The 20,917-nt window shown below is 58.0% G+C and carries 19 protein-coding genes; 15 read left to right on the plus strand and 4 right to left on the minus strand.

The window, feature by feature from the left end; all coding sequences use genetic code 11:
- Positions 1–109: 109 nt before the first annotated feature.
- Genes K6R05_RS05240 through pstB form a run of 3 tightly spaced genes read left to right on the plus strand, consistent with a single transcriptional unit; the run spans position 110 to position 4,608 of the window.
- Entirely contained in the window at positions 110–2,197 is a 2,088-nt protein-coding gene (locus K6R05_RS05240; RefSeq protein ID WP_222925136.1) for an ABC transporter permease subunit, read from the plus strand.
- A complete protein-coding gene (gene pstA, locus K6R05_RS05245; RefSeq protein WP_222925137.1) occupies positions 2,194–3,828 on the plus strand; it encodes a phosphate ABC transporter permease PstA in 1,635 nt (544 codons plus the stop codon). The genes K6R05_RS05240 and pstA overlap by 4 nt, the downstream gene beginning before the upstream one ends.
- A 12-nt stretch (positions 3,829–3,840) precedes the next feature.
- On the plus strand, positions 3,841–4,608 hold the full coding sequence (pstB, locus tag K6R05_RS05250; RefSeq protein WP_161734312.1) for a phosphate ABC transporter ATP-binding protein PstB: 768 nt from the start codon (positions 3,841–3,843) through the stop codon (positions 4,606–4,608).
- 287 nt (positions 4,609–4,895) lie between these two features.
- Here pstB and purN read toward each other — a convergent pair whose 3' ends face one another.
- Positions 4,896–5,534, minus strand: a complete 639-nt coding sequence (gene purN / locus K6R05_RS05255; protein WP_222925138.1) for a phosphoribosylglycinamide formyltransferase — start codon at positions 5,532–5,534, stop codon at positions 4,896–4,898.
- The gene (purM, locus tag K6R05_RS05260) at positions 5,531–6,571 is read right to left on the minus strand and encodes a phosphoribosylformylglycinamidine cyclo-ligase (protein ID WP_222925139.1); all 1,041 of its coding nucleotides are present in this window, start codon (positions 6,569–6,571) and stop codon (positions 5,531–5,533) included. The genes purN and purM overlap by 4 nt, the downstream gene beginning before the upstream one ends.
- A 230-nt stretch (positions 6,572–6,801) precedes the next feature.
- On the opposite strand from purM, the gene upp reads away from it, so the two are divergent.
- The 3 genes from upp (at position 6,802) to hda (ending at position 9,665) form a co-directional block, all read left to right on the plus strand.
- Complete coding sequence (upp, locus tag K6R05_RS05265; protein ID WP_009088774.1) at positions 6,802–7,428, plus strand: uracil phosphoribosyltransferase; 627 nt, start codon at positions 6,802–6,804, stop codon at positions 7,426–7,428.
- Between the two features lie 144 nt (positions 7,429–7,572).
- Positions 7,573–8,856 carry a uracil permease gene (gene uraA / locus K6R05_RS05270; protein ID WP_161734378.1) on the plus strand — a complete coding sequence of 428 codons (1,284 nt, stop codon included), beginning with the start codon at positions 7,573–7,575 and terminating at the stop codon, positions 8,854–8,856.
- Positions 8,857–8,963: 107 nt separating this feature from the next.
- Positions 8,964–9,665, plus strand: coding sequence for a DnaA inactivator Hda (hda, locus tag K6R05_RS05275; protein WP_195719715.1), 702 nt, complete (start codon positions 8,964–8,966; stop codon positions 9,663–9,665).
- On the opposite strand, the gene arsC is transcribed toward hda, so the two are convergent.
- Positions 9,662–10,003 carry an arsenate reductase (glutaredoxin) gene (gene arsC / locus K6R05_RS05280; RefSeq protein WP_222925140.1) on the minus strand — a complete coding sequence of 114 codons (342 nt, stop codon included), beginning with the start codon at positions 10,001–10,003 and terminating at the stop codon, positions 9,662–9,664. The genes hda and arsC overlap by 4 nt on opposite strands.
- 44 nt (positions 10,004–10,047) lie before the next feature.
- Positions 10,048–11,511 carry a beta-barrel assembly-enhancing protease gene (gene bepA / locus K6R05_RS05285; protein WP_150012547.1) on the minus strand — a complete coding sequence of 488 codons (1,464 nt, stop codon included), beginning with the start codon at positions 11,509–11,511 and terminating at the stop codon, positions 10,048–10,050.
- Between the two features lie 753 nt (positions 11,512–12,264).
- Between bepA and K6R05_RS05290 the strand changes: the two genes are divergently transcribed.
- The 9 genes from K6R05_RS05290 to K6R05_RS05330 all read left to right on the plus strand — a co-directional run bounded on the left by K6R05_RS05290 (position 12,265) and on the right by K6R05_RS05330 (position 20,899).
- Positions 12,265–12,870, plus strand: a complete 606-nt coding sequence (locus K6R05_RS05290; RefSeq protein ID WP_222925141.1) for a DsrE family protein — start codon at positions 12,265–12,267, stop codon at positions 12,868–12,870.
- 31 nt (positions 12,871–12,901) lie between these two features.
- Entirely contained in the window at positions 12,902–13,510 is a 609-nt protein-coding gene (locus K6R05_RS05295) for a DsrE family protein (protein WP_222925142.1), read from the plus strand.
- A gap of 125 nt (positions 13,511–13,635) precedes the next feature.
- Positions 13,636–14,658, plus strand: a complete 1,023-nt coding sequence (locus K6R05_RS05300) for a LacI family DNA-binding transcriptional regulator (RefSeq protein WP_222925143.1) — start codon at positions 13,636–13,638, stop codon at positions 14,656–14,658.
- Positions 14,642–15,664 (plus strand): ABC transporter substrate-binding protein, encoded by a 1,023-nt coding sequence (locus K6R05_RS05305; RefSeq protein ID WP_161736929.1) that lies wholly within the window; start codon positions 14,642–14,644, stop codon positions 15,662–15,664. The genes K6R05_RS05300 and K6R05_RS05305 overlap by 17 nt, the downstream gene beginning before the upstream one ends.
- Positions 15,664–16,539, plus strand: a complete 876-nt coding sequence (locus K6R05_RS05310; protein ID WP_222925144.1) for an ABC transporter permease — start codon at positions 15,664–15,666, stop codon at positions 16,537–16,539. The genes K6R05_RS05305 and K6R05_RS05310 overlap by 1 nt, the downstream gene beginning before the upstream one ends.
- Complete coding sequence (locus K6R05_RS05315; protein ID WP_161736927.1) at positions 16,536–17,351, plus strand: ABC transporter permease; 816 nt, start codon at positions 16,536–16,538, stop codon at positions 17,349–17,351. The genes K6R05_RS05310 and K6R05_RS05315 overlap by 4 nt, the downstream gene beginning before the upstream one ends.
- A complete protein-coding gene (locus tag K6R05_RS05320; protein WP_161736926.1) occupies positions 17,348–18,331 on the plus strand; it encodes an ABC transporter ATP-binding protein in 984 nt (327 codons plus the stop codon). Before K6R05_RS05315 ends, K6R05_RS05320 begins: the two co-directional genes overlap by 4 nt.
- Before the next feature lie 10 nt (positions 18,332–18,341).
- Complete coding sequence (locus tag K6R05_RS05325) at positions 18,342–19,172, plus strand: phosphodiesterase (protein WP_222925145.1); 831 nt, start codon at positions 18,342–18,344, stop codon at positions 19,170–19,172.
- A gap of 161 nt (positions 19,173–19,333) precedes the next feature.
- On the plus strand, positions 19,334–20,899 hold the full coding sequence (locus K6R05_RS05330; RefSeq protein ID WP_161736411.1) for a sensor domain-containing diguanylate cyclase: 1,566 nt from the start codon (positions 19,334–19,336) through the stop codon (positions 20,897–20,899).
- The last annotated feature ends 18 nt before the right edge of the window (positions 20,900–20,917 follow it).

The raw sequence follows: 20,917 nt of genomic DNA on the forward strand, positions 1-20,917 counted from the left end.
CCATCAACATTATGGCGAGAGTATGGCAGCGTTGTCCAACGCAAGGAGTTGTCTTATCAATCGGCTACGGGCAACATAGCGGCTTATTTTGGCCTGCTACCGGAACCGCATGAGCGCAAACCACATTCCTGTCCAATTCAGCGATCGCAAGCGTCGTGCCGTTGATCGTCTGACGCGGCGGCTGATCACCTGCTGTGGCGTCGCGATCCTGCTGCTGATGCTGCTGCTGTTCTGCTGGCTGATTGGCGTGGTATTACCGCTGTTTAATGCGCCGGGCCTGCAGATCGCGGCCAGCCAGCAACTCTGGGATCGTACGCCCGCCTTAGCGATAGGCAATCAGGGCAATATCGGCTGGCGTATCAGCGCGCACGGTGCAGCACGTTTTATTCCACTGGATGGTCAGCCTGCGGAGCCGGCGCTGGCGCTGACCCCGGCGCCCGATGAGGTGGTGCAGAGTGCTGATGGGCAGACGCTGCTACTGAATATGCAGGGCGCGCTGACGCTGATGCAGCCTGCGACTGACCAGCAGTGGCGCTTCCCGCTAGGCGACAAACCCTTTCATCTGCCCGACGGTGCCGTGACAAAGATGGCGCTGGCGACGCGTCATGCGGGTCAGTGGCGCATCGCTGCTCTCACTGAGGCTGGACTGCGGGTACTGACGCTGGGCACCGATCGTCAGGCGTCGGTTATCCCGCTGCCGCAACGCCAGCTGGATCTGCTGGCGATCTCGCCCTCAGGCGATCTGCTCTACACCACCGAAGGCACGCTGCTGCGGGTCTGGCAGCTCGACGATGACCGTGCCCTGCTGCGCGAAACGCATACTCTGTCGCAGCCCCCACAAAGTCTGCATCTGCTGGTGGGCGGAAAAAGCCTGCTGATTCAGGATCGCAGCGGTGTCACCCAGTGGTTTGCTATCGCCAGCGATCAGGGGCCGCGCCTGCAGCGTATCCGGACCTTCGCCGACAGCGACGGCGAGACGATTCTGGTGACAGAATCACAGCGTCGCGTGTTTGCCACACTCAGTAAGCAGGGGATGCTGCGGCTCTTTGCCAGCAAGCAAAACGGCCCGATACTGCAGCGTCAGCTGGAACCTGGCATTGTGCAGGCACAGTTTTCACCCCATGGCGACAGCCTGCTGATTGAGCGGGCGGGAAGCTGGCAAACCCTGCGGCTCGATAATCCGTGGCCGGATGTGACATGGCGTAATTTCTGGCAGAAAATCTGGTATGAAAACTACCCCGGACCCGACTGGGTCTGGCAATCCACTGCGGCCGGTGACAGCTATCAGGCCAAGTTCAGCCTGATGCCAATGGTCACGGGAACGCTGAAAGCGGCCAGTTTAGCGCTGCTGTTTGCCACGCCGCTGGCGCTGGCCGCGGCGATGTACACCGCATGGTTCATGGCACCGGAGCTGCGGCGCTGGGTTAAACCGGCCATCGAGATGATGGGCGCGCTGCCAAGCGTAGTGGTGGGGCTGATTGCCGGGATCTGGCTCGCGCCGCATATTGGTCAGGCGCTGGTGGGGGTACTGCTGTTGCCCCTAACGCTGGGAGGCGCGCTGCTGCTGTGTGGCGTATTCAGCGCGCGTTTACCGCCGCGCTGGCGTAAGCCGGGCCGGGAAGTAGTGATTCTGCCGCCGCTGTTGCTGCTGGTTACGCTATTGACGCTGTGGCTGCCCACCCTGTTTATACCGGATGCGGGCGACTGGCTGCCGCATTACGAGCAGCGCAACCTGCTGGTGGCCGCGCTGGCGATGGGCTTTGCGCTGGTGCCGCTGATTTTCACCCTCTCCGAAGATGCCCTCTTCAGCGTACCTGCGGCGCTGGGCCAGGGTTCACTGGCTCTGGGCGCAACGTCGTGGCAAACCCTGACACGCGTCGTACTGCCGGGTGCTTCCGCCGGGATTTTTGCCGCGCTGATGATCGGTCTGGGACGTGCCGTAGGAGAAACCATGATTTTGCTGATGGCGACCGGCAACACGCCGCAAAGTGAAGGTGGCCTGTTCAGCGGCCTGCGCGCGTTGTCCGCCAATATCGCCATTGAGATGCCGGAAGCCGCAGCAGGCAGTGCGCACTATCGCGTGCTGTTTCTCAGTGCCCTGATGCTGCTGCTGTTTACGCTGGTGATTAACACGGTTGCCGAGCTGATCCGTCAGCGACTGCGTCAGCGCTACAGCCAGCATGAGGAACAGGCATGAAGGCGATGCGACAGAACGATCGCTGGCGCTGGTTAACGGCTGGTGCTGTCGCCGTCTGCCTGCTGGCCTTTACGCTACTAATCGGGCTGCTGGCGTGGCAGGGCGTCCGTGCTTTCTGGCCGCAGGGTGTGGACCTCTATACCTTCAGCCAGCCTGAAGGTGGCGAAGCGCGCCTGCTGGGCGAAACTCTGGAGCATCAGCGGCGTTTCCCGGCTCCGGCCGATGAGCAGGGCAACAACGGCGGACAGGTGCATCGCTATCTGATTAAAACCGGTAACCGTGACTGGGACGCCCCCGATTTCCGCATGGTCTACAGCCGCGCGGCCGCGAAGGTCAGTCAGCCGCCGGACGTCATGGTGCTGCAGCGGCGCAGCCACGGTCAGGCCTATGGCTGGTTTGTCGGCCTGCGTGAAGATAACGAAGAGCTGACCGCGCAGGATCCCGATGCGCTACTGCATCAGCGGCTTGGACAGGTGCAGATGCTGGTGCGGCAGGCTAACCAGATTCGCCGGGTGGATATGGCGCGCCTTAACAGCCAGCGCGAAGAGCTTGATGAGCAGGCGGCCACAGACCGGACAGCCGGACGCTTTGATCTGCAGGCAGAGTCAGAATATCAGGCCAATCAGGCGGCGTTGCAGCGGCGCTTTAATCAGCTGAGTGAAACACTGGCTTCTCTGCAACAGCAGAGTCAGCGCGATCTGTTAATCCTGCGGGATGTGCAGGGCAACGAACATGCTATTCCGCTGACCGAAATTGTCGATAGCTGGAAGCCGAACGCGATGACGCTGACCGGCAAAACCGGGCATTTTCTGCATCAGTTGTGGCGTTTCGTCAGTGATTCACCCGCCGGGGGCGAAAGTGAATCAGGCGCATTTCCGGCGATCTTCGGCACCGTGCTGATGGTGCTGCTGATGTCGGTGGTGGTGATGCCGCTGGGCGTTATCGCCGCTATCTGGCTGCATGAATATGCCGGACGGAATGCGCTGACCAGACTGGTACGCATCGCGGTGGTCAATCTGGCCGGCGTCCCTTCCATTGTTTATGGGGTATTTGGTCTGGGCTTCTTTGTCTGGCTGGCAGGCGGCACGATTGATCAGCTCTTCTTTGCCAGCACGTTGCCCAACCCCACCTTCGGCACGCCAGGTTTACTCTGGGCGTCGCTGACCCTGGCGTTACTGACGCTGCCGGTAGTCATTGTGGCGACCGAAGAGGGCTTATCCCGTATTCCCAACAGCCTGCGGCAGGGTTCGCTGGCGCTGGGCGCGACCCAGGCGGAAACGCTATGGAACGTGGTGCTACCGATGGCGGTGCCGGCCATGCTCACCGGCCTGATCCTGGCGGTGGCGCGAGCAGCAGGTGAAACCGCGCCGCTGATGCTGGTGGGCGTGGTGAAAATGGTGCCGGAACTGCCGGTCGACGCGGTATTTCCTTATCTGCATCTGGATCGCAAGTTCATGCATCTGGGCTTCCAGATTTACGATCTGGCGTTTCAGAGTCCGAATATTGAAGCCGACCGGCCGCTGGTGTTCGCCACCGCGCTGCTGCTGGTGCTGATTATTCTGTCGCTTAATCTGCTGGCAATGGGCCTGCGTCACCGCCTGCGTGAACGCTATCGTCTTATGACTCAATAACAGGCTATGACTATGACGTCCGACACGGATATCGCGCTGACCGTTAACCATCTGTCGCTGTGGTATGGCGAGCGCCAGGCGCTGCAGGATATCTCTCTGCAGGTGCCGAAAAACAGGATTACTGCGCTGATTGGCCCGTCGGGCTGTGGCAAGTCGACGCTGCTGCGCTGCTTTAATCGCATGAACGACGTGATTGACCACTGCCGGGTAGAGGGTGAGGTGTTACTGGGATCGCAGGCGATCCTGCGCCCCGAACAGGATCTCTCCGCACTGCGCCGTCGGGTCGGCATGGTGTTTCAGCGGCCTAATCCTTTTCCAAAATCGATTTATGAAAATGTGGTCTACGGGCTGCGTTTACAGGGTGTGCGCGATCGGCGGGTACTGAACGAAGCCTGTGAGCGTGCGCTGCGCGCAGCCGCGCTGTGGAGTGAGGTGAAAGACCAGCTGTCACAGAATGCGCTGACGCTCTCCACCGGACAGCAGCAGCGGCTGGTGATTGCCCGCGCCATCGCGATTGAGCCGGAAGTGCTGCTGCTGGATGAGCCGACTTCCGCGCTGGATCCGATTTCTACACTGGTGATTGAAGAGTTGATGACCACGCTCAAGCAGCATTTCACGCTGGTGCTGGTGACGCACAACATGCAGCAGGCGTCGCGCGTGTCAGATTACACCGCGTTTATGCATCAGGGCGCGTTAGTGGAGTTTGATGAGACCGACCGGATTTTCACCGCGCCGAAGCAGCGACGGACCGAAGATTACATTACGGGGCGTTACGGCTGAGCCAGCAACGGGAGCAGAGCAGGTTTTTGTGTCAGACGGCTCATAGGCTTAAAGCGATGGGAGCCTATGCCCGTAGTAAAGCATCGCGGGCCATGGACAAAAACGCCGGGTGCGTTTTTGAACAACGCAAAACGTTGGGCCGGCTTCGGGCGCACCTCAGGGATGAGGTGCGTAATCGCCCGTGCTGAGCTGCCATGGATGGCATTTTTTGCGTCTTTACGGAGGGCATAGGCTTCCTGAGCCTTTACTCTGCCAGTACTTCATAAGAAGCCCTGGCTTCCAGTGCATCAATCGTTAGCATAACCCTGCGGCGGCAGCGGTTCGCCATCCAGCCAGGCCTTGCCGTCACGCATCGCCAGACGACCCTCAACAAACCAGCCGATTACCATCGGATAGATGGCATGCTCCTGATGCTGCACCCGCTCCGTAATCTCCGCTTCGCTGTCGCCGGGAAAAACCGGGACTTTTGCCTGCAGGATCACCGGACCGCCATCCAGCTCGTCAGTGACGAAATGCACGGAGGTGCCATGTTCGCTGTCGCCGTTTTCCAGTGCCTGACGGTGCGTATGCAGACCCGGATATTTCGGCAGCAGGGAAGGGTGGATATTCAGCAGTCGATCGTGAAAATGCGCCACAAATGCGCTGCTGAGAATGCGCATATAACCCGCCAGCACAATCAGATCCGGACGGTAGGCTTCGATTTCAGCGATGAGCTGACGATCAAAAGCTTCGCGGTCAGCGAAGTCGCTGGCGGCAAGCGCGTGGGCGGGGATCCCCGCCTCCTGCGCCCGCGTCAGGCCATAAGCGGCGGCACGGTTGCTGAACACGGCAGCGACACTGCCGTGAATCCGCCCGCTCTCACAGGCGTCAAGGATGGACTGAAGGTTACTTCCGTTACCGGAAATCAGTACAACCAGCTTCTTCATCCGTTGATGACCACACGCTCTTCTGCATCAGACGCTTTAATCACGCCGAGCTTCCAGGCTTTCTCGCCCGCGGCCTGCATTAGCGCAATCGCGTTGTCCGCGTCTGTCGGGCTCAGTGCGATGATCATGCCGACGCCGCAGTTAAAGGTGCGGTACATCTCGAAGCGGCTGACGTTGCCCGCCTGCTGTAACCAGCTGAAGACCGCCGGCCACTGCCAGCTCTTCTCGTCGATCACGGCCTGGGTGTTGTCGGGCAGCACGCGCGGAATATTCTCCCAGAAGCCACCGCCGGTCAGGTGCGCGATAGCGTGCACATCGACCTGCTCAATCAGGCTCAGGATATTTTTCACGTAGATGCGGGTCGGTTCCAGCAGATGATCGGCCAGCGGTTTACCTTCCAGCTGTTCAGCCAGCGGATCGGTATTGCTGACTTCCAGAATCTTACGCACCAGCGAATAGCCGTTAGAGTGCGGGCCGCTGGAGCCGAGGGCGATCAGCACGTCGCCATCCTGCACCTTACTGCCATCGATAATTTCTGACTTTTCCACCACGCCGACACAGAAACCGGCCACGTCGTAATCTTCGCCGTGATACATGCCTGGCATCTCAGCGGTTTCACCGCCTACCAGCGCACAACCCGACTGCAGACACCCTTCGGCGATGCCGGTGATCACCGCAGAGGCGGTATCCACATCCAGTTTGCCAGTGGCGTAGTAGTCGAGAAAGAAGAGCGGCTCGGCGCCCTGAACCACCAGGTCGTTGACGCACATCGCGACCAGGTCAACGCCAATGGCATCGTGACGTTTAAGATCCATCGCCAGACGCAGCTTGGTGCCAACGCCATCGGTGCCGGAGACCAGCACGGGTTCACGGTATTTTTGCGGCAGCGCGCAAAGCGCACCAAAACCGCCCAGTCCACCCATCACTTCCGGGCGACGCGTCTTTTTCACTACGCCTTTAATACGGTCAACCAGAGCGTTACCAGCATCAATATCAACACCGGCGTCTTTGTAACTGAGAGAGGTTTTGTCGGTCACTGCGAGGTCCCCACGCGAGTTGCGGTTGGTGGTTTAAAATAAAGCGCGGCAATTCTATCAGTGCAGGCAAACGTTTGCGAGTCCGGCATTGCGCATCAGGCGATTTTCATTAATCCTCTATTTGTCCCGGTAAAACCCGCGGCTTTGCGCAAGAGCAGGTGGCGCAGCGCGCAAAAGGCGGTATAATCCCGCGATTTTTTTTTAGCTCAACTCATTCCGGGAGAACACCAATGAAGATCGTGGAAGTCAGACACCCGCTGGTCAAACATAAACTGGGCCTGATGCGTGAGCATGATATCAGTACAAAGCGTTTTCGCGAGCTGGCCTCTGAAGTGGGCAGCCTGCTGACCTACGAAGCGACCGCCGATCTGGAAACAGAGCGCGTCACCATTGAGGGCTGGAACGGCCCGGTAGAGATCGATCAGATTAAAGGCAAAAAAATCACGGTGGTTCCGATCCTGCGTGCCGGCCTGGGCATGATGGAAGGGGTGCTTGAACACGTTCCCAGCGCCCGTATCAGCGTGGTGGGTGTTTACCGTGATGAAGAGACGCTGGAGCCGGTTCCTTATTTCCAGAAGCTGGTCTCTAACATTGAAGAGCGCCTGGCGCTGGTGGTCGACCCGATGCTGGCGACCGGTGGCTCTATGATCGCCACCATCGACCTGCTGAAGAAAGCGGGCTGCACCAGCATCAAAGTGCTGGTTCTGGTTGCCGCACCAGAGGGGATTGCCGCCCTGGAGAAAGCGCATCCTGACGTCGAGCTTTACACCGCGTCAGTGGATCAGGGACTGAACGAAAAGGGTTACATCATTCCCGGGCTCGGCGATGCCGGGGACAAGATTTTCGGAACCAAATAAATCGCACAGCCGACCAGAGAGTCGGCTTTTTTTTGGCAAAAAAACTCCCCGAATGAATTCGGTCTGCCGCAAGGCGCATCGGCATCACTGCTGCTGTGCCAGAGGCGCGAAACCCCGGGGATAAAAAACATAAGGGGATAAATGATGACTCGTCGCGCCATTGGCGTCAGTGAACGGCCGCCGTTACTGCAAACCATTCCACTCAGCCTGCAACACCTGTTTGCCATGTTTGGTGCCACGGTACTGGTGCCGATTCTGTTCCACATTAACCCGGCGACGGTGCTGTTGTTTAACGGCGTCGGCACACTGATTTATCTCTTTATCTGTAAAGGCAAAATTCCCGCCTATCTTGGTTCCAGTTTTGCCTTTATCTCGCCGGTGCTGCTGCTGTTGCCACTGGGTTATGAGGTCGCGCTGGGCGGATTTATCCTGTGCGGCGTGCTGTTCTGTCTCGTGGCGCTGATTGTGAAACGCGCGGGTACCGGCTGGCTCGACGTGATGTTTCCCCCGGCGGCCATGGGCGCGATTGTGGCCGTCATTGGTCTGGAGCTGGCGGGTGTCGCCGCCAATATGGCCGGCCTGCTGCCCGCTGAAGGCAGTGCGCCCGACAGCAAAACCGTGCTGATTTCGCTGGTCACGCTGGCGGTAACGGTATTCGGTTCAGTGCTGTTCCGCGGTTTCCTGGCAATCATCCCGATTCTGGTCGGCGTCGTGGCGGGGTATCTGCTCTCTGCCTTTATGGGCATCGTTGACTGGAGTGGCGTGATCAAAGCCCCCTGGTTTGCCCTGCCAACCTTCTATACACCGCGCTTTGAGTGGGTGGCGATGCTGACGATTCTGCCCGCGGCGCTGGTCGTGATTGCCGAGCATATCGGTCATCTGGTGGTCACCGCCAACATCGTGAAGAAAGATTTGATTCGCGACCCTGGCCTGCATCGTTCGATGTTCGCCAACGGCTTATCCACCGTTATTTCAGGCTTCTTTGGTTCGACGCCAAATACCACCTACGGTGAAAACATCGGGGTGATGGCGATTACCCGCGTCTATAGCACCTGGGTGATTGGCGGCGCGGCGATTCTGGCGATTCTGCTCTCCTGCGTCGGCAAACTGGCGGCGGTGATCCAGGCGATCCCTGTTCCGGTCATGGGCGGCGTGTCGCTGCTGCTCTATGGCGTGATTGGCGCATCCGGTATCCGCGTGTTGATCGAATCCAAAGTCGATTACAACAAAGCGCAGAACCTGATCCTGACCTCGGTGATCCTGATCATCGGCGTCAGCGGAGCGAAGGTGCATATCGGCGCAGCAGAGCTAAAAGGCATGGCACTGGCGACGATCGTGGGTGTCGGCCTGGCGCTGATCTTCCGTGTGATCTCGCTGTTACGTCCGGAAGAAGTGGTGCTGGAGGCTGAGGAACCACGCGAGCATTGATCGCAGCGCGCCTGACAGGATCGGGGCAGGGACGCCCCATTCATCTCTTTCTGAAAACTGTGTTAGACTTCCCCCGATTTTTTGCTTGTTCTCTTGCTGAGGTGCTTCTGAACACGCCGGCACAATTGTCATTGCCACTCTATTTACCCGACGATGAAACCTTTTCCAGCTTCTGGCCGGGGGAAAACCCGTCGCTGATTGCCGCACTCAAAGGCGCTCTCAATCAACAACATGGCAGCTATCTCTACTTCTGGTCACGCGAAGGCGGCGGGCGGAGCCATCTGCTGCACGCCGCGTGCGCTGAAATGTCCGCGCGCAGCGAAGCGGTCGGCTACGTTCCGCTGGATAAACGCACCTGGTTTGTTCCGGAAGTACTGGAAGGGATGGAGCAGCTGTCACTGGTCTGCATCGATAACATTGAGTGCATTGCAGGCGAACCGGAGTGGGAGATGGCGATCTTCGATCTCTATAACCGCATTCTGGAAACCGGCAATACGCGCCTGTTTATTACCGGCGATCGTCCGCCACGCCAGCTGAATCTGCAGCTGCCCGATCTCGCCTCGCGGCTGGACTGGGGACAGATCTATCGCCTGCAGCCGCTCTCCGACGAAGACAAACTGCAGGCGCTGCAACTGCGTGCCGGGTTACGTGGTTTTGAGCTGCCGGAAGATGTGGGTCGCTTCCTGCTGAAGCGACTGGATCGGGAAATGCGCACGCTGTTTGATACGCTGGATCGGCTTGATCGCGCCTCGATCAGCGCACAGCGTAAGCTCACGATTCCCTTCGTTAAAGAGACGCTCGGCCTTTAAAGAATGTCGAGCACCGCTTCTGGCGGACGTCCAATCCGCGCCTTATCGCCATTGATCACAATCGGTCTTTCAATCAGCACCGGATTTCCCACCAGCGCATTCAGCAGCGCACTTTCGTTTTTGTCGCCAAGTGCCAGCTCGCTGTAGATCGCCTCTTTGGTACGCATCAACTCTCGTGCGCTCTGCATCCCCAGTTTCTGTAGCAGAATTTGCAGCGTCTCGCGGTCGGGTGGCGTCTGCAGATAGAGCACCACTTCCGGCTCAATCCCGCGCGCGTTCAGCAGCGCCAGCGTTTCGCGGCTCTTGCTGCAGCGCGGGTTGTGGTAAATCGTCACCATTTCAGACTCTCCTTTTATTTTTGGCATGTCAGCAACGTCGTTTCTCAGCCTTTCTGATATTGCTTAAACCGCTGCTGCAACTGACGAAGCTGATCGATACGGGCATCGTAGCGCGCCTGTTTCAGGCTGCCGAGCGGCACCTGTGCGCTGGCGCTGCCTAACGCGGTGATTGCCTGATCAAGCTGGCCATTCAGCGCCAGGCTCTCTGCCCGTGCCGACAACTCTTCATCATTCAGTCCCTGCTGGGCAGAAGCCTGTGCCAGTAAATCCCAGCCGTTAGGATCATCTTTATTGGCCCAGGTATAGCGGTTCAGAATACGACTGGCACTGGCATACTGCTTCGCTTCAACATAGGCATTCGCCAGGTTGAGCTGCACCACCGGACTGTTTTTGGCACCAGTGGCGGCGGTGAGCAGGGCGATCGCCTGTTGTGGCTGGTTCAGGCCGATGTCGATGTCTGACATGATATCCAGGAACCAGACGTTATTGGGCTGTTTCGCCAGCAGTGGCGTCATAATCCGCTTCGCATCGGCATAGCTCTTCGCCTGTAAAAACTGTATAGCCTTGCCATATTGTGACGCCAGCTGCTCGCGGGCATTACCGCTGGCATACTGACTCAGCAGTTCGTCAGTGAGCTGATTACGCCCGGTGGCGTACATCCCCAGCGCACGCACCTTCGCCAGGTAAAAATCTTCAGTAGACTGAACGACGACGGGGCGCATCTGGTTAGCACGGTTGCGGGCATCCGCCAGACGGCTGTCGGGCAGGGGGTGGGTCAGCAGAATTTCAGGTGGCTTCGAGGAGAAGCGGCTCTGATCGGCCAGCTTCTGCAGAAAATTTGGCATCGCCTGGGGATCGAAACCGGCGCGCTGCAGCACCTGAATGCCGATGCGGTCCGCCTCCTGCTCATTGCCCTGCGTAAAGCTGATAATTCCCTGCTGCGTACCCGCCAGGGTGCCGGTCAGCGCTGCCATGCCCGCCTGCGGACTGGCCATCGCCAGCAGAATCGAACCCAGCGCTCCGACCCAGGTCAGCGGCGCATTGCGCTTCTGATCTTCCATGGCACGCGCCAGATGGCGCTGGGTGACATGTGAAATTTCATGCGCCATCACTGATGCCAGCTGACTTTCATTTTCGGTAAAGCGGAACAGCGCCGAATGCAGCACCACGTTGCCACCGAAGAAGGCAAAGGCGTTGAGCTCATCATTCTGGATCAGAAAGAAATGGAACGGGGTTTTTACGGCGTCGGCGTGCGAGACCAGCCGCTGCCCCAGCTGATTAATGTACTGATTAAGCAGCGGATCGTTGATCAGCGGCGCACTGGCACGCAGCTGGCGCACATAAAAGTCGCCCATCTGCAGTTCCTGATTAATCGACAGGGTCGAACCGGCCGTTGTGCCAATATCGGGAAGTGAATCACTGACATCAGCGTGGGCCGGTGTCAGAGTGGTGAAAATGAGCGTCGGGAGGAGCGCGGCGATTAGCGTTTTCTTTAACCGGTTCAACATGCCTTAATCCTGTAGAGAGGCCCTGAAAATGGACAGGTGCGCAGCGGGAATGTTCCATTTTTCGCAGATAACGGCGGTTTGTGACTATCTTAACCAGAGCATCAAAAGAAAGAAATGTCGTTTTCTGGTCATGGCCTGATGTAATTTGTGCAAAATCGCAGATTTTGACGAAAAAAACTGAACATCCTGCCAACTTAAACCGCAGTTAAACGAGGTAAATCCGGCGAGGTTTTACCGGGATCCTGAGCAGGTAAGTTGCCACTTATCTGTTCATTCCCGTCGCGCTTCGCCGGAATAGAGCAGAATCCGCTGACAGACATCCGGAACAGTAATCGTTCTTTTTTTAAAGTTATGTAAATTCAATCAGAAAAACTGAATATGGCACGTGTTTTTCCAGGTCTACTCTGAAAAAATAGCCCACGCTGAGCCGCAAAATGTCTCTGCGCCATTGATAAATTAAATCGATTCGTCTGCCCCCTCTTCCTGATTCCAGCTAAGCCTGGATTTTATTTTTTCGCGTCAACTCAACAGGCAGAGATTAAATCCCTGATAGTCAGATCCACTGCTGCTAAGACACTTTTTTCTGCATGATGAAAATCTTCAATTAATTCTCTCTGTGAATAATTTCAGCGGTTATCAATAGCGCGTTGACCTGAATTTACAGAAGCGAGAATTAAACCCGCGCTGTGGTATAGATAGCCGACCGGATTCAGTCCTGAATCTGACAGACATTATTTGCCGGAGAGAAGTGTTATGCGTTCAGTTGTTTCATACGCGTTAATCGCCATTATTGGCGGCGTCGTTGGCGCGGCTGTCACACAGAGTGGCGATATTTACGACAAAGTGACACGTCATTTTGCAACCGAGCCACAGGAAGCCCCTGGATTCTGGAGCACCCCGGCGATTGAAGGTTATGGCAAAATTCATTACGAGCCTGATGCCGCGTTTAAACCGGTAGCGGGCCTGAGCAACAAAATTGTTTTCCAGATTACCCGAAGCGACGGCGCGATGACCGCACCGAATCTGGGACTGGAACGTGTGGCGCGCGTGGTCAATCTCTATATCGCCTCCGGCATTCCGGCGGACCAGCTGAAGTTTGTGGTTTCGGTTACGGGTGACGCGACACCTGCCATGCTGGATAACGCCCATTTCAAACAGTTTTATGGCATCGAAAATCCAAACCTGAAGCTGATTAATGAGCTGAATCAGGCGGGAGTGAAAGTCTCGGTCTGCGATCAGTCCGTGGCATTCCATCACTATCCGAATAACTGGATTGATAAATCAGTCGTCCATGCGCTTTCCAGTCCGACCACGGTATCCACCCTGCAAAACCAGGGGTACGCGTGGCTGGCAATGTAATTGATGTTTTAAACGACCGGGAGAAGAGTTAATGCGTCCAGCAGCGTTAGTAGTGATGGCAGCCGTAGCAGGATTTATTGGCGGCAATGTTTTACAGTTGCCGGAATTATTCGATAAGGTCAGCGGCAAAATGGCAGATAATAAATCTGAGCCCGCTGATTTCTGGAGTACGCCTGCGATTGATGGCTACGGCAAAATACATTATGTCGATACGCCGGCATTTAAACCCGGCACCACAGCGGGTCTGAGTAATAAAATTGTTTTCCAGATTAACCATAATGATGGCGATATTCGTAAGCCGAATCTGGGCCTGGAGCGTGTAGCGCGTGTCACCAACCTCTATTATGCAGCGGGTGTGCCACTCGACCAGCTGAAATTTGTGGTGTCGATCAACGGCGACGCGGTGTCGTCAGCGCTGAATAATGACCAGTTCAGCAAAGCCTACGGCGTGGATAACCCAAACCTGAAGCTGATCAGCGAACTGAAAAAAGCGGGCGTTCAGGTCACGATCTGCGACCAGTCCGTGGCGTTTCATCAGCTTGATCGCAACTGGATCGACCCGATGGTCACCCACACCATCTCCAGCGGCACCACCGTTGCCACCCTGGAAAACAGCGGTTACGCCTTCCTGATGCTTTAATTCTCCAGCAGCGGCGTCACTGCCGCTGTCACCTGCCAGTCAGATTCCTGTGATACGCCTGTCATATAACGCCGCTAGTTTACATCGCAATGAGATCGATCTCATTGACGATAAACGAGGCAGTCATGACCGATTTAATCAGCGTAGCCAGACTGGCAGGGGTTTCCCGCGCAACCGCGGCGCGCGCCTTTTCTGATCCCCATCTGCTCAAACCTGGCACGCTGCAAAAGGTGCTTGCCGCCTCAGAGCAGATGGGCTTTCGCCCGAATCATATTGCCCGTCAGCTCCGTACCCAACACTCCACCACGCTTGGCGTTCTGCTGCCTTCACTGCTCAATCCGGTTTTTGCCCTGCAATTGCAGGCGATGGAGCAGCAGGCCCGGCAGGCTGGGTATGCGCTGCTGGTGGCAACCAGTGATTATCAGCCTGAGCGGGAAGCGGCTATTGTCGAACATATGCTGCACCAGCGTGTCGCCGGTCTGGTACTGACCGTGGCAGACGCCGACCGCAGTGCGCTGCTGCTGACGCTGGCGGCGGCGAAGATGCCTTTCGTACTGACCCACAACGTGCCGCAACAGCACGACTGGCCCGCACTGTGCGTCGACAATCGTAAAGCGATGACGGAAGCGACCGCCCATCTTATCTCGCTCGGCCACCGCCACATCGTGATGGCCGCTGGCCCGATGCAGCAATCTGACCGTGCGCGTCTGCGTTACCTCGGCTACTGCGAAGCCATGCAGCAGGCGGGTCTGACGCCGCGGGCAATGATTGAGATGCCCAGCCATATTCAGTCCGACTTCAGGCGGCTGCTGCCATTGATGAATGTCCCTTCGCCGCTGACTGCAGTGATTTGCAGTAACGATCTGCTGGCTATCAGCCTGCTGGGGGCTGCTGCGCGTGCCGGTGTCAGCGTACCGAATCAATTGTCAGTCATCGGCTTCGACGGCATTGAGCTGGGTGAACAGCTTTCACCGTCACTGGCCAGCGTGGTTCAGCCGATTGCGCTGATGGGCACGCGCGCCATCGATCTGCTTCTGAATCCGGCCGGTAAGATCCCCTTGCTGGCCCATCATTTACGGCTCGGGGAGAGTATCGCCCCGGCATTTCATGGCTCTTCTTCAGGGAAACATCATGTCACTCACCGTTAATATCAAACAGATCGTCAGTGCTGCGCTGCTGGCCGGTTGCTCGCTAACCAGTTCGTGGGCGCAGGCGGCGGAAAATGCTATCTGCTACAACTGCCCGCCAGAGTGGGCTGACTGGGCCACGCAGCTCCAGGCGATTGAAAAAGCGACCGGCATTCATGTGCCGCAGGATAATAAAAATTCGGGGCAGGCGCTGGCGCAGCTGGTGGCGGAGAAAAACAATCCGGTCGCCGACGTGGTCTATTACGGCGTCAGCTTTGGTATTCAGGCTGTTAGTGCCGACGTTGTCAGCGCTTACAAACCCGCTAACTGGGATCAGATCCCGGCAGGCATGAAGGATCCGAATGGCAGGTGGGTGGCGCTGCACTCCGGCACCGTGGGGTTTATGGTCAATGTTGATGCGCTGGGTGGCGTGCCGGTGCCGCGTTCCTGGGATGATCTGCTGAAGCCGGAATATAAAGGTATGGTGGGGTATCTGGATCCGGCCAGTGCTTTTGTGGGCTACGTCGCGGCCGTGGCAGTCAATCAGGCCAAAGGCGGCAGCCTGCATGACTTCACCCCGGCGATTAACTGGTTTAAGGCGCTGCAGCGCAACCAGCCGATTGTGCCTAAGCAGACCGCCTATGCGCGACTGATTTCAGGCGAAATCCCGATTCTGATCGATTATGACTTCAACGCCTATCGCGCCCGCTACAAAGATCACGCCAACGTCGGGTTTGTCATCCCGAGCGAGGGAACGGTTACGGTGCCGTACGTTATCAGCCTGGTGAAGAACGCGCCGCATCCGGCAAACGGTAAGAAAGTGATTGATTTCGTGCTGTCAGATGCCGGTCAGGCGATCTGGGCCAATGCCTGGCTGCGTCCGGTGCGGGCTGGGGCGATGTCAGCCGAGGCGAAGAAATATTTCCTGCCTGACAGCGATTATGCGCGTGCCCATACGGTCGATTATCAGCAGATGGCCGATGCGCAGAAAGGCTTCTCCGCCCGCTATCTGAGCGAGATCCGCTGATGTCACTCTCAGAAATCAATCCGTTTGCTGCTGGCGACTCAGTTCGCCACCGCCTTCGGCCGCTGGGGGCAAACTGGCCGTGGATGCTGCTGCCTGCGCTGCTGTTCTTTACTGCCTTCTGGCTATTGCCGTTTGCTCGTCTGTTACAGATCGGTATGACGGAGGATCGCACGACTCACCACAGCGGCTACTGGACGGTAATCAGCCAGCCGCAGTATCTGCAAAGCCTGCTGAATACCGTGCTGCTCTCGGCGGCGGTTACACTGGTGACGCTGCTGATTGCTGCGGTGGTGGGCTGCTTTCTGGCGCGGCAGCGCTTTACCGGGCGCGGCATGCTGCTGGCGCTGCTGACCTTTCCGCTGGCCTTTCCGGGCGTGGTGGTGGGATTTCTGATGGTGATGCTGGCGGGGCGTCAGGGTGTTCTGGCGCAACTCAGCCTCAGCCTGTTTCATGAGCGCTGGGTTTTCGCCTATTCGCTCAGTGGCTTATTTATTGGCTATCTCTATTTTTCGCTGCCGCGCGCCATCGTGACGCTGGTGGCGGCCAGTGAAAAGCTGGACCGTTCACTGGAAGAGGCCGCCCGTTCGCTGGGGGCCAGCCAGTGGCGCATCATCGTCGACGTCATCATGCCGGGGCTGAAACCGGCGCTGCTCTCCTGTGGCGCGCTCTGTTTCGCCACCAGCATGGGGGCGTTTGGTACCGCATTTACCCTGGGCACAGAGCTGGCGGTGCTGCCGCTGACTATTTACGGCGAGTTCACCAATTACGCCAACTTTGCCACCGCAGCGGCGCTCTCGGTGGTGATGGGCGCGGTGGCCTGGCTGGCGCTGATGCTGGCTAATGGGCTTGCCCGTCGCAGGGAGCGTTCATCATGAAGCGCCGGGCTCTGTTCTGGCTGCAGGTGGCGATCACCAGCCTCACCGCGCTGTTTATGATCGTGCCGATCGTGCTCTCAATGCTGGCGGGCGTCACGCAGAACTATTTCGCGGGTCTGCGCAGCGGCCTGACGCTGAAGTGGGTGGAACTGGTGTGGCAGATGTATGCCGACACCTTCTGGCTGTCGCTGCTGATTGCGCTGAGCTGTCTGGCGGTGACGGTCATCGTGGGTGTACCCGCCGCCTGGGGCTTACTGAAGTCACCGTCGCGCTGGGCCTCACGCATCGAAGAGTGTCTGATGCTGCCGGTCGCGTTGCCGGGCCTGGCTACCGCGCTGGGGATCATTCTGCTTTATGGTCAGTTCAGCGCGTTGCGCGACAGCTGGCTCTTCATCCTGATCGGCCATGTGCTCTTTACACTGCCCTTTATGATCCGACCGGTGCTGTCGGTAATGCAGGCGATTGATCTGCCGCGTCTGGAAGAGGCCGCCGCCAGCCTGGGGGCGGGTTTCTGGCGTCGCTTTTTTACCGTGGTCGTCCCGAACTGTCGCAACGGCATTCTGGCGGGCGCGTTTATGGTGATCACGCTGTCGGTAGGGGAGTTCAATATCACATGGATGCTGCACACGCCCCTGACCAAAACCCTGCCGGTCGGGCTGGCCGACAGCTACACCTCGATGCGGCTGGAAGTTGGATCCGCCTACACCCTGATTTTTATCATGATGATTTTACCGCTGCTGCTGTTGCTCAACGCCTGTAATCACTGGCTGGAACGGCAATCAGCGCGGCAGCAGAGAGAGGAAACCTTATGAAAGAGGCTATCAACGTGACGCTGCGCCACTGCTCGCGTCGCTTCAATCAGCAGGTCGCGCTGCATCCGCTCGATTTGCGGGTTCACGCCGGTGAAACGCTGGTGCTGCTGGGGCCGTCGGGCTGCGGTAAAACCACGCTGCTGCGTATCATCAGCGGTCTGGAAAGCAGCGATCCACCGGGTGAGATCTGGTTTGATAAGCGTAACGTCACCGCGCTACCGATTGAGAAACGCAATGTCGGCATGGTGTTCCAGAACTACGCGCTGTTCCCGACGCTCAACGTGGCGCAGAACGTCGCCTATGGCCTGAAGGTGCAGGGCGTGCCGCGTGCTGAGCGTGAGGCGCGGGTGGCAGAGATGCTGGCGCTGGTTGATCTGACCCCTCTGGCACATCGCGCGATTGATAAGTTGTCCGGCGGGCAGAAGCAGCGTGTGGCCCTGGCTCGCGCGCTGGCCGCCCGGCCTAAAGTGCTGCTGTTTGATGAGCCGCTGGCGGCGCTTGATGCCAGGCTACGCGATCGACTGCGGCTGGAGATCGGTGCGCTGCTCAAACGGCTGGCGATCACCGCCGTTTACGTCACGCACGATCAGCAGGAGGCGATGGCGCTGGGCGATCGCATCGCGGTGATGGAGCAGGGCCGCCTGGTGCAGCTCGATACGCCGCAGGGCATTTATCAGCGCCCGGCTTCGCGCTTTGTGGCCGATTTTGTGGGGGCCATTAACTGCATTGCGCACGATCCTACGGGTCAGCCCCTGCGTTTTTGCCGCCCGGAAGATGTACTGCTGGCCGACGACACGCGTTATCCGCAGCGCGGCGTAGTGGTGGGCAGCACGTTTCTCGGCGCTTCGCAGCGCTTACTGATCGATATCGGGCTGGATAGCCCCATTCAGGTAGAACGTCATGCGCGCGAAATCTGGCAGGCCGGGCAGCGCATCAGCTGGTCGCTGACCAGTCAGGCCGCGCTGGAATTCAGTTGCTAAGGAGTCTGTTGTGTCAGTTCAACCCACAGTGATCGCCCACATCAGCGATCTGCATATCAAGGCCAATGGCCGCCTCTCGTACAAACAGGTCGATACCCATGCGGCATTGTTGCAGGTGATCGACACCCTTAATGCGCTGCAGCCGCGGCCAGATGTGGTGGTGATGACCGGCGACCTGGTCGATTTTGGCAGGCCTGAAGAGTACCAGACACTGCGGGAAGCTTTGCAACGCCTGCGATTGCCATTTTACCTGATGGCGGGCAATCACGACGACCGCGAGGCGCTGCGTGCTGCTTTCCCGGATCACACCTATCTGCAGGCGGGACCCACCCTGAACTGGCAGCTTTGCGTCGGCGGCGTCAGGCTGCTGGCGCTGGACTCCAGCGTGCCGCAACAGCCATGGGGTGAGCTGGACGAACACCAGTTGCAATGGCTGGATCAGGCACTGAGCGCGGCTGCCGAACAGCCCACGCTGGTGATGCTGCATCATCCTCCTTTTGCCTGCGGCATTGCCCATATGGACCGGCAACGGTTACGTCATCCGGAGGCCCTTGAGGCGATCATTGCCCGCCATCCGCAGGTTGAGCGGGTGTTATGCGGTCATCTGCATCGCAGTCTGCAGACCCGCTTTGCCGGCACGCTGGCCTGTGTTGCGCCGGGCGTATCGCATCAGGTGGCGCTGGATCTGCATCCCAGAGGGCCGGCTCACTTTATTCTGGAGCCGCCCGGCTTTTTGCTTCATTGCTGGCAACCCGGCCAGGGACTGGTCACGCATCAGTGTGCGATTGGCCGCTTTTCGGGACCCTGGCCTTTTTACGATAGTCAGGGATTAATCGATTAGTACCAGTCAAACCTGGATTCTCAGGCGTGAAATTTGTCTTAATGCTGCTCAAAAATGCCGACACCGTGTAGACTTAAACCCGGATATCAGGGCTTCTGGCACACATTAAAAAAATAATCAGGCATTGACAACATGACATTTATCTCCAGGGCGGCGACGCCATGCTAAAGCTCTTTCGGCCCAAGGCCGATTTGCGCAATCTGATCGCCCTGCTGGTGATTGTCAGCATTGTTATCACGCTCGCGAATACGCTTTATGCCACCTGGCGGGTTCAGCGCCAGGTGCTGATTGACACCACGCTTGAGGCCAACCGGGCCTATGCCGCCAAGCTGGCCTCAACCAGTGAGATTTTCTTCCAGCTGGCGCAGTCACAGCTGCACTACAGCGCAAATCAGCTCAGCCGCGACTTTAATAATGAGGCGCTGCTGGAAAGCGAAGTCAGCCGCCTGCGCGAGCAGACCAGCAGTTTCAACTCAGTGGCGATAGTGGATGCGCAGGGCGTGATCAAAGCGATTTCGCCTGAGTCGTTGCCCCTGAAAGGCATGCACCTGACCAGCGACGCCTCACGGGAAGCGCTGACCCTGCGCCAGCCAGGCATCAGTAAACCCACCCTTTCTGCCGCCAACAATTTGCTGGTGTTTGTCTCCTGGCCTGTCTGGAGTGCCGATGGCGACTATCTGGGCTACATCGGCGGCACCATCTATCTGAAGAAAAAAAGCATTCTGAATGCGCTGCTGGGTGAGCAGTTTTACCGGGATGGCACCACGGTCTATGTGCTCGACAGCAATAATGAAGTGTTGTATCACCCGAACCGGCAACTGGTGGGTAAAACGCTGCCGGCCATCGTCAGTCCACGCGATGAGCAGACCAATGGCTCGCTGATGCTTGCCGGTCCGGGTGAGTCAGCTCAGCTGGCGGGCTTTGCGATCGTGCCGACTACCGGCTGGACGGTGGTGGCGCTCAAGCCGATTAACGTCACGCTGGATCCGCTGTCGGGCCTGTTAATAAAAGTCCTGACAAACTCGGTGCCGTTTGCGCTGCTGACTCTGCTGGTAGCTGTGGTACTGGCGCGGCTGATAGCCCGACCACTCTTCCAGCTGGCCCGCAAAGCCAGCCGGATGGATGCGCAGGGGGTATCAAAAGAGATTGGTGGCATCACCGCCTGGTATTTTGAGGCGGCTCAGGTCAAACGTGCACTGCTCACTGGTATTAGTCTGGTGCAGGACAAGATTGGCCGTCTTAGCTCGGAAGCGCAGACCGATCCGCTGACCCAGTTGCTCAATCGCCGTGGTCTGAACGCGGTGCTGGAGTATTACCGTACGTTGCGCCAGCCTTTCTCGGTGCTGGCTCTGGATATCGACCACTTCAAAAACGTCAACGACAGCTGGGGTCATGATGTCGGTGACCGGGTGATTCAACAGGTGGCGAGCACGCTGCGTGCCAGCGCCCGTCAGTCTGATGTGGTGTGTCGCAACGGCGGAGAGGAGTTTCTGATGCTGCTGCCGGGCACGGCCCTGGATGAGGCACAGATCATCGCAGAGCGCGTACGGCTGGGTATTGCCGAAGCCTGGCTTACGGATGTAGGACGAATTACCTTGTCTATTGGCGTTGCGGCATGGAATGGCACCCAGGATACCGGGCTGGAAACGAGTCTGAAACAGGCGGATGCGGCGCTCTACGCGGCGAAAAATGCCGGGCGAAACTGCGTTATCGTAGCCGCAGCTTAATCACACAAATAGCGGATA

The sequence above is a fragment of the Pantoea alfalfae genome, from assembly GCF_019880205.1.
Lineage (GTDB): Bacteria > Pseudomonadota > Gammaproteobacteria > Enterobacterales > Enterobacteriaceae > Pantoea > Pantoea alfalfae.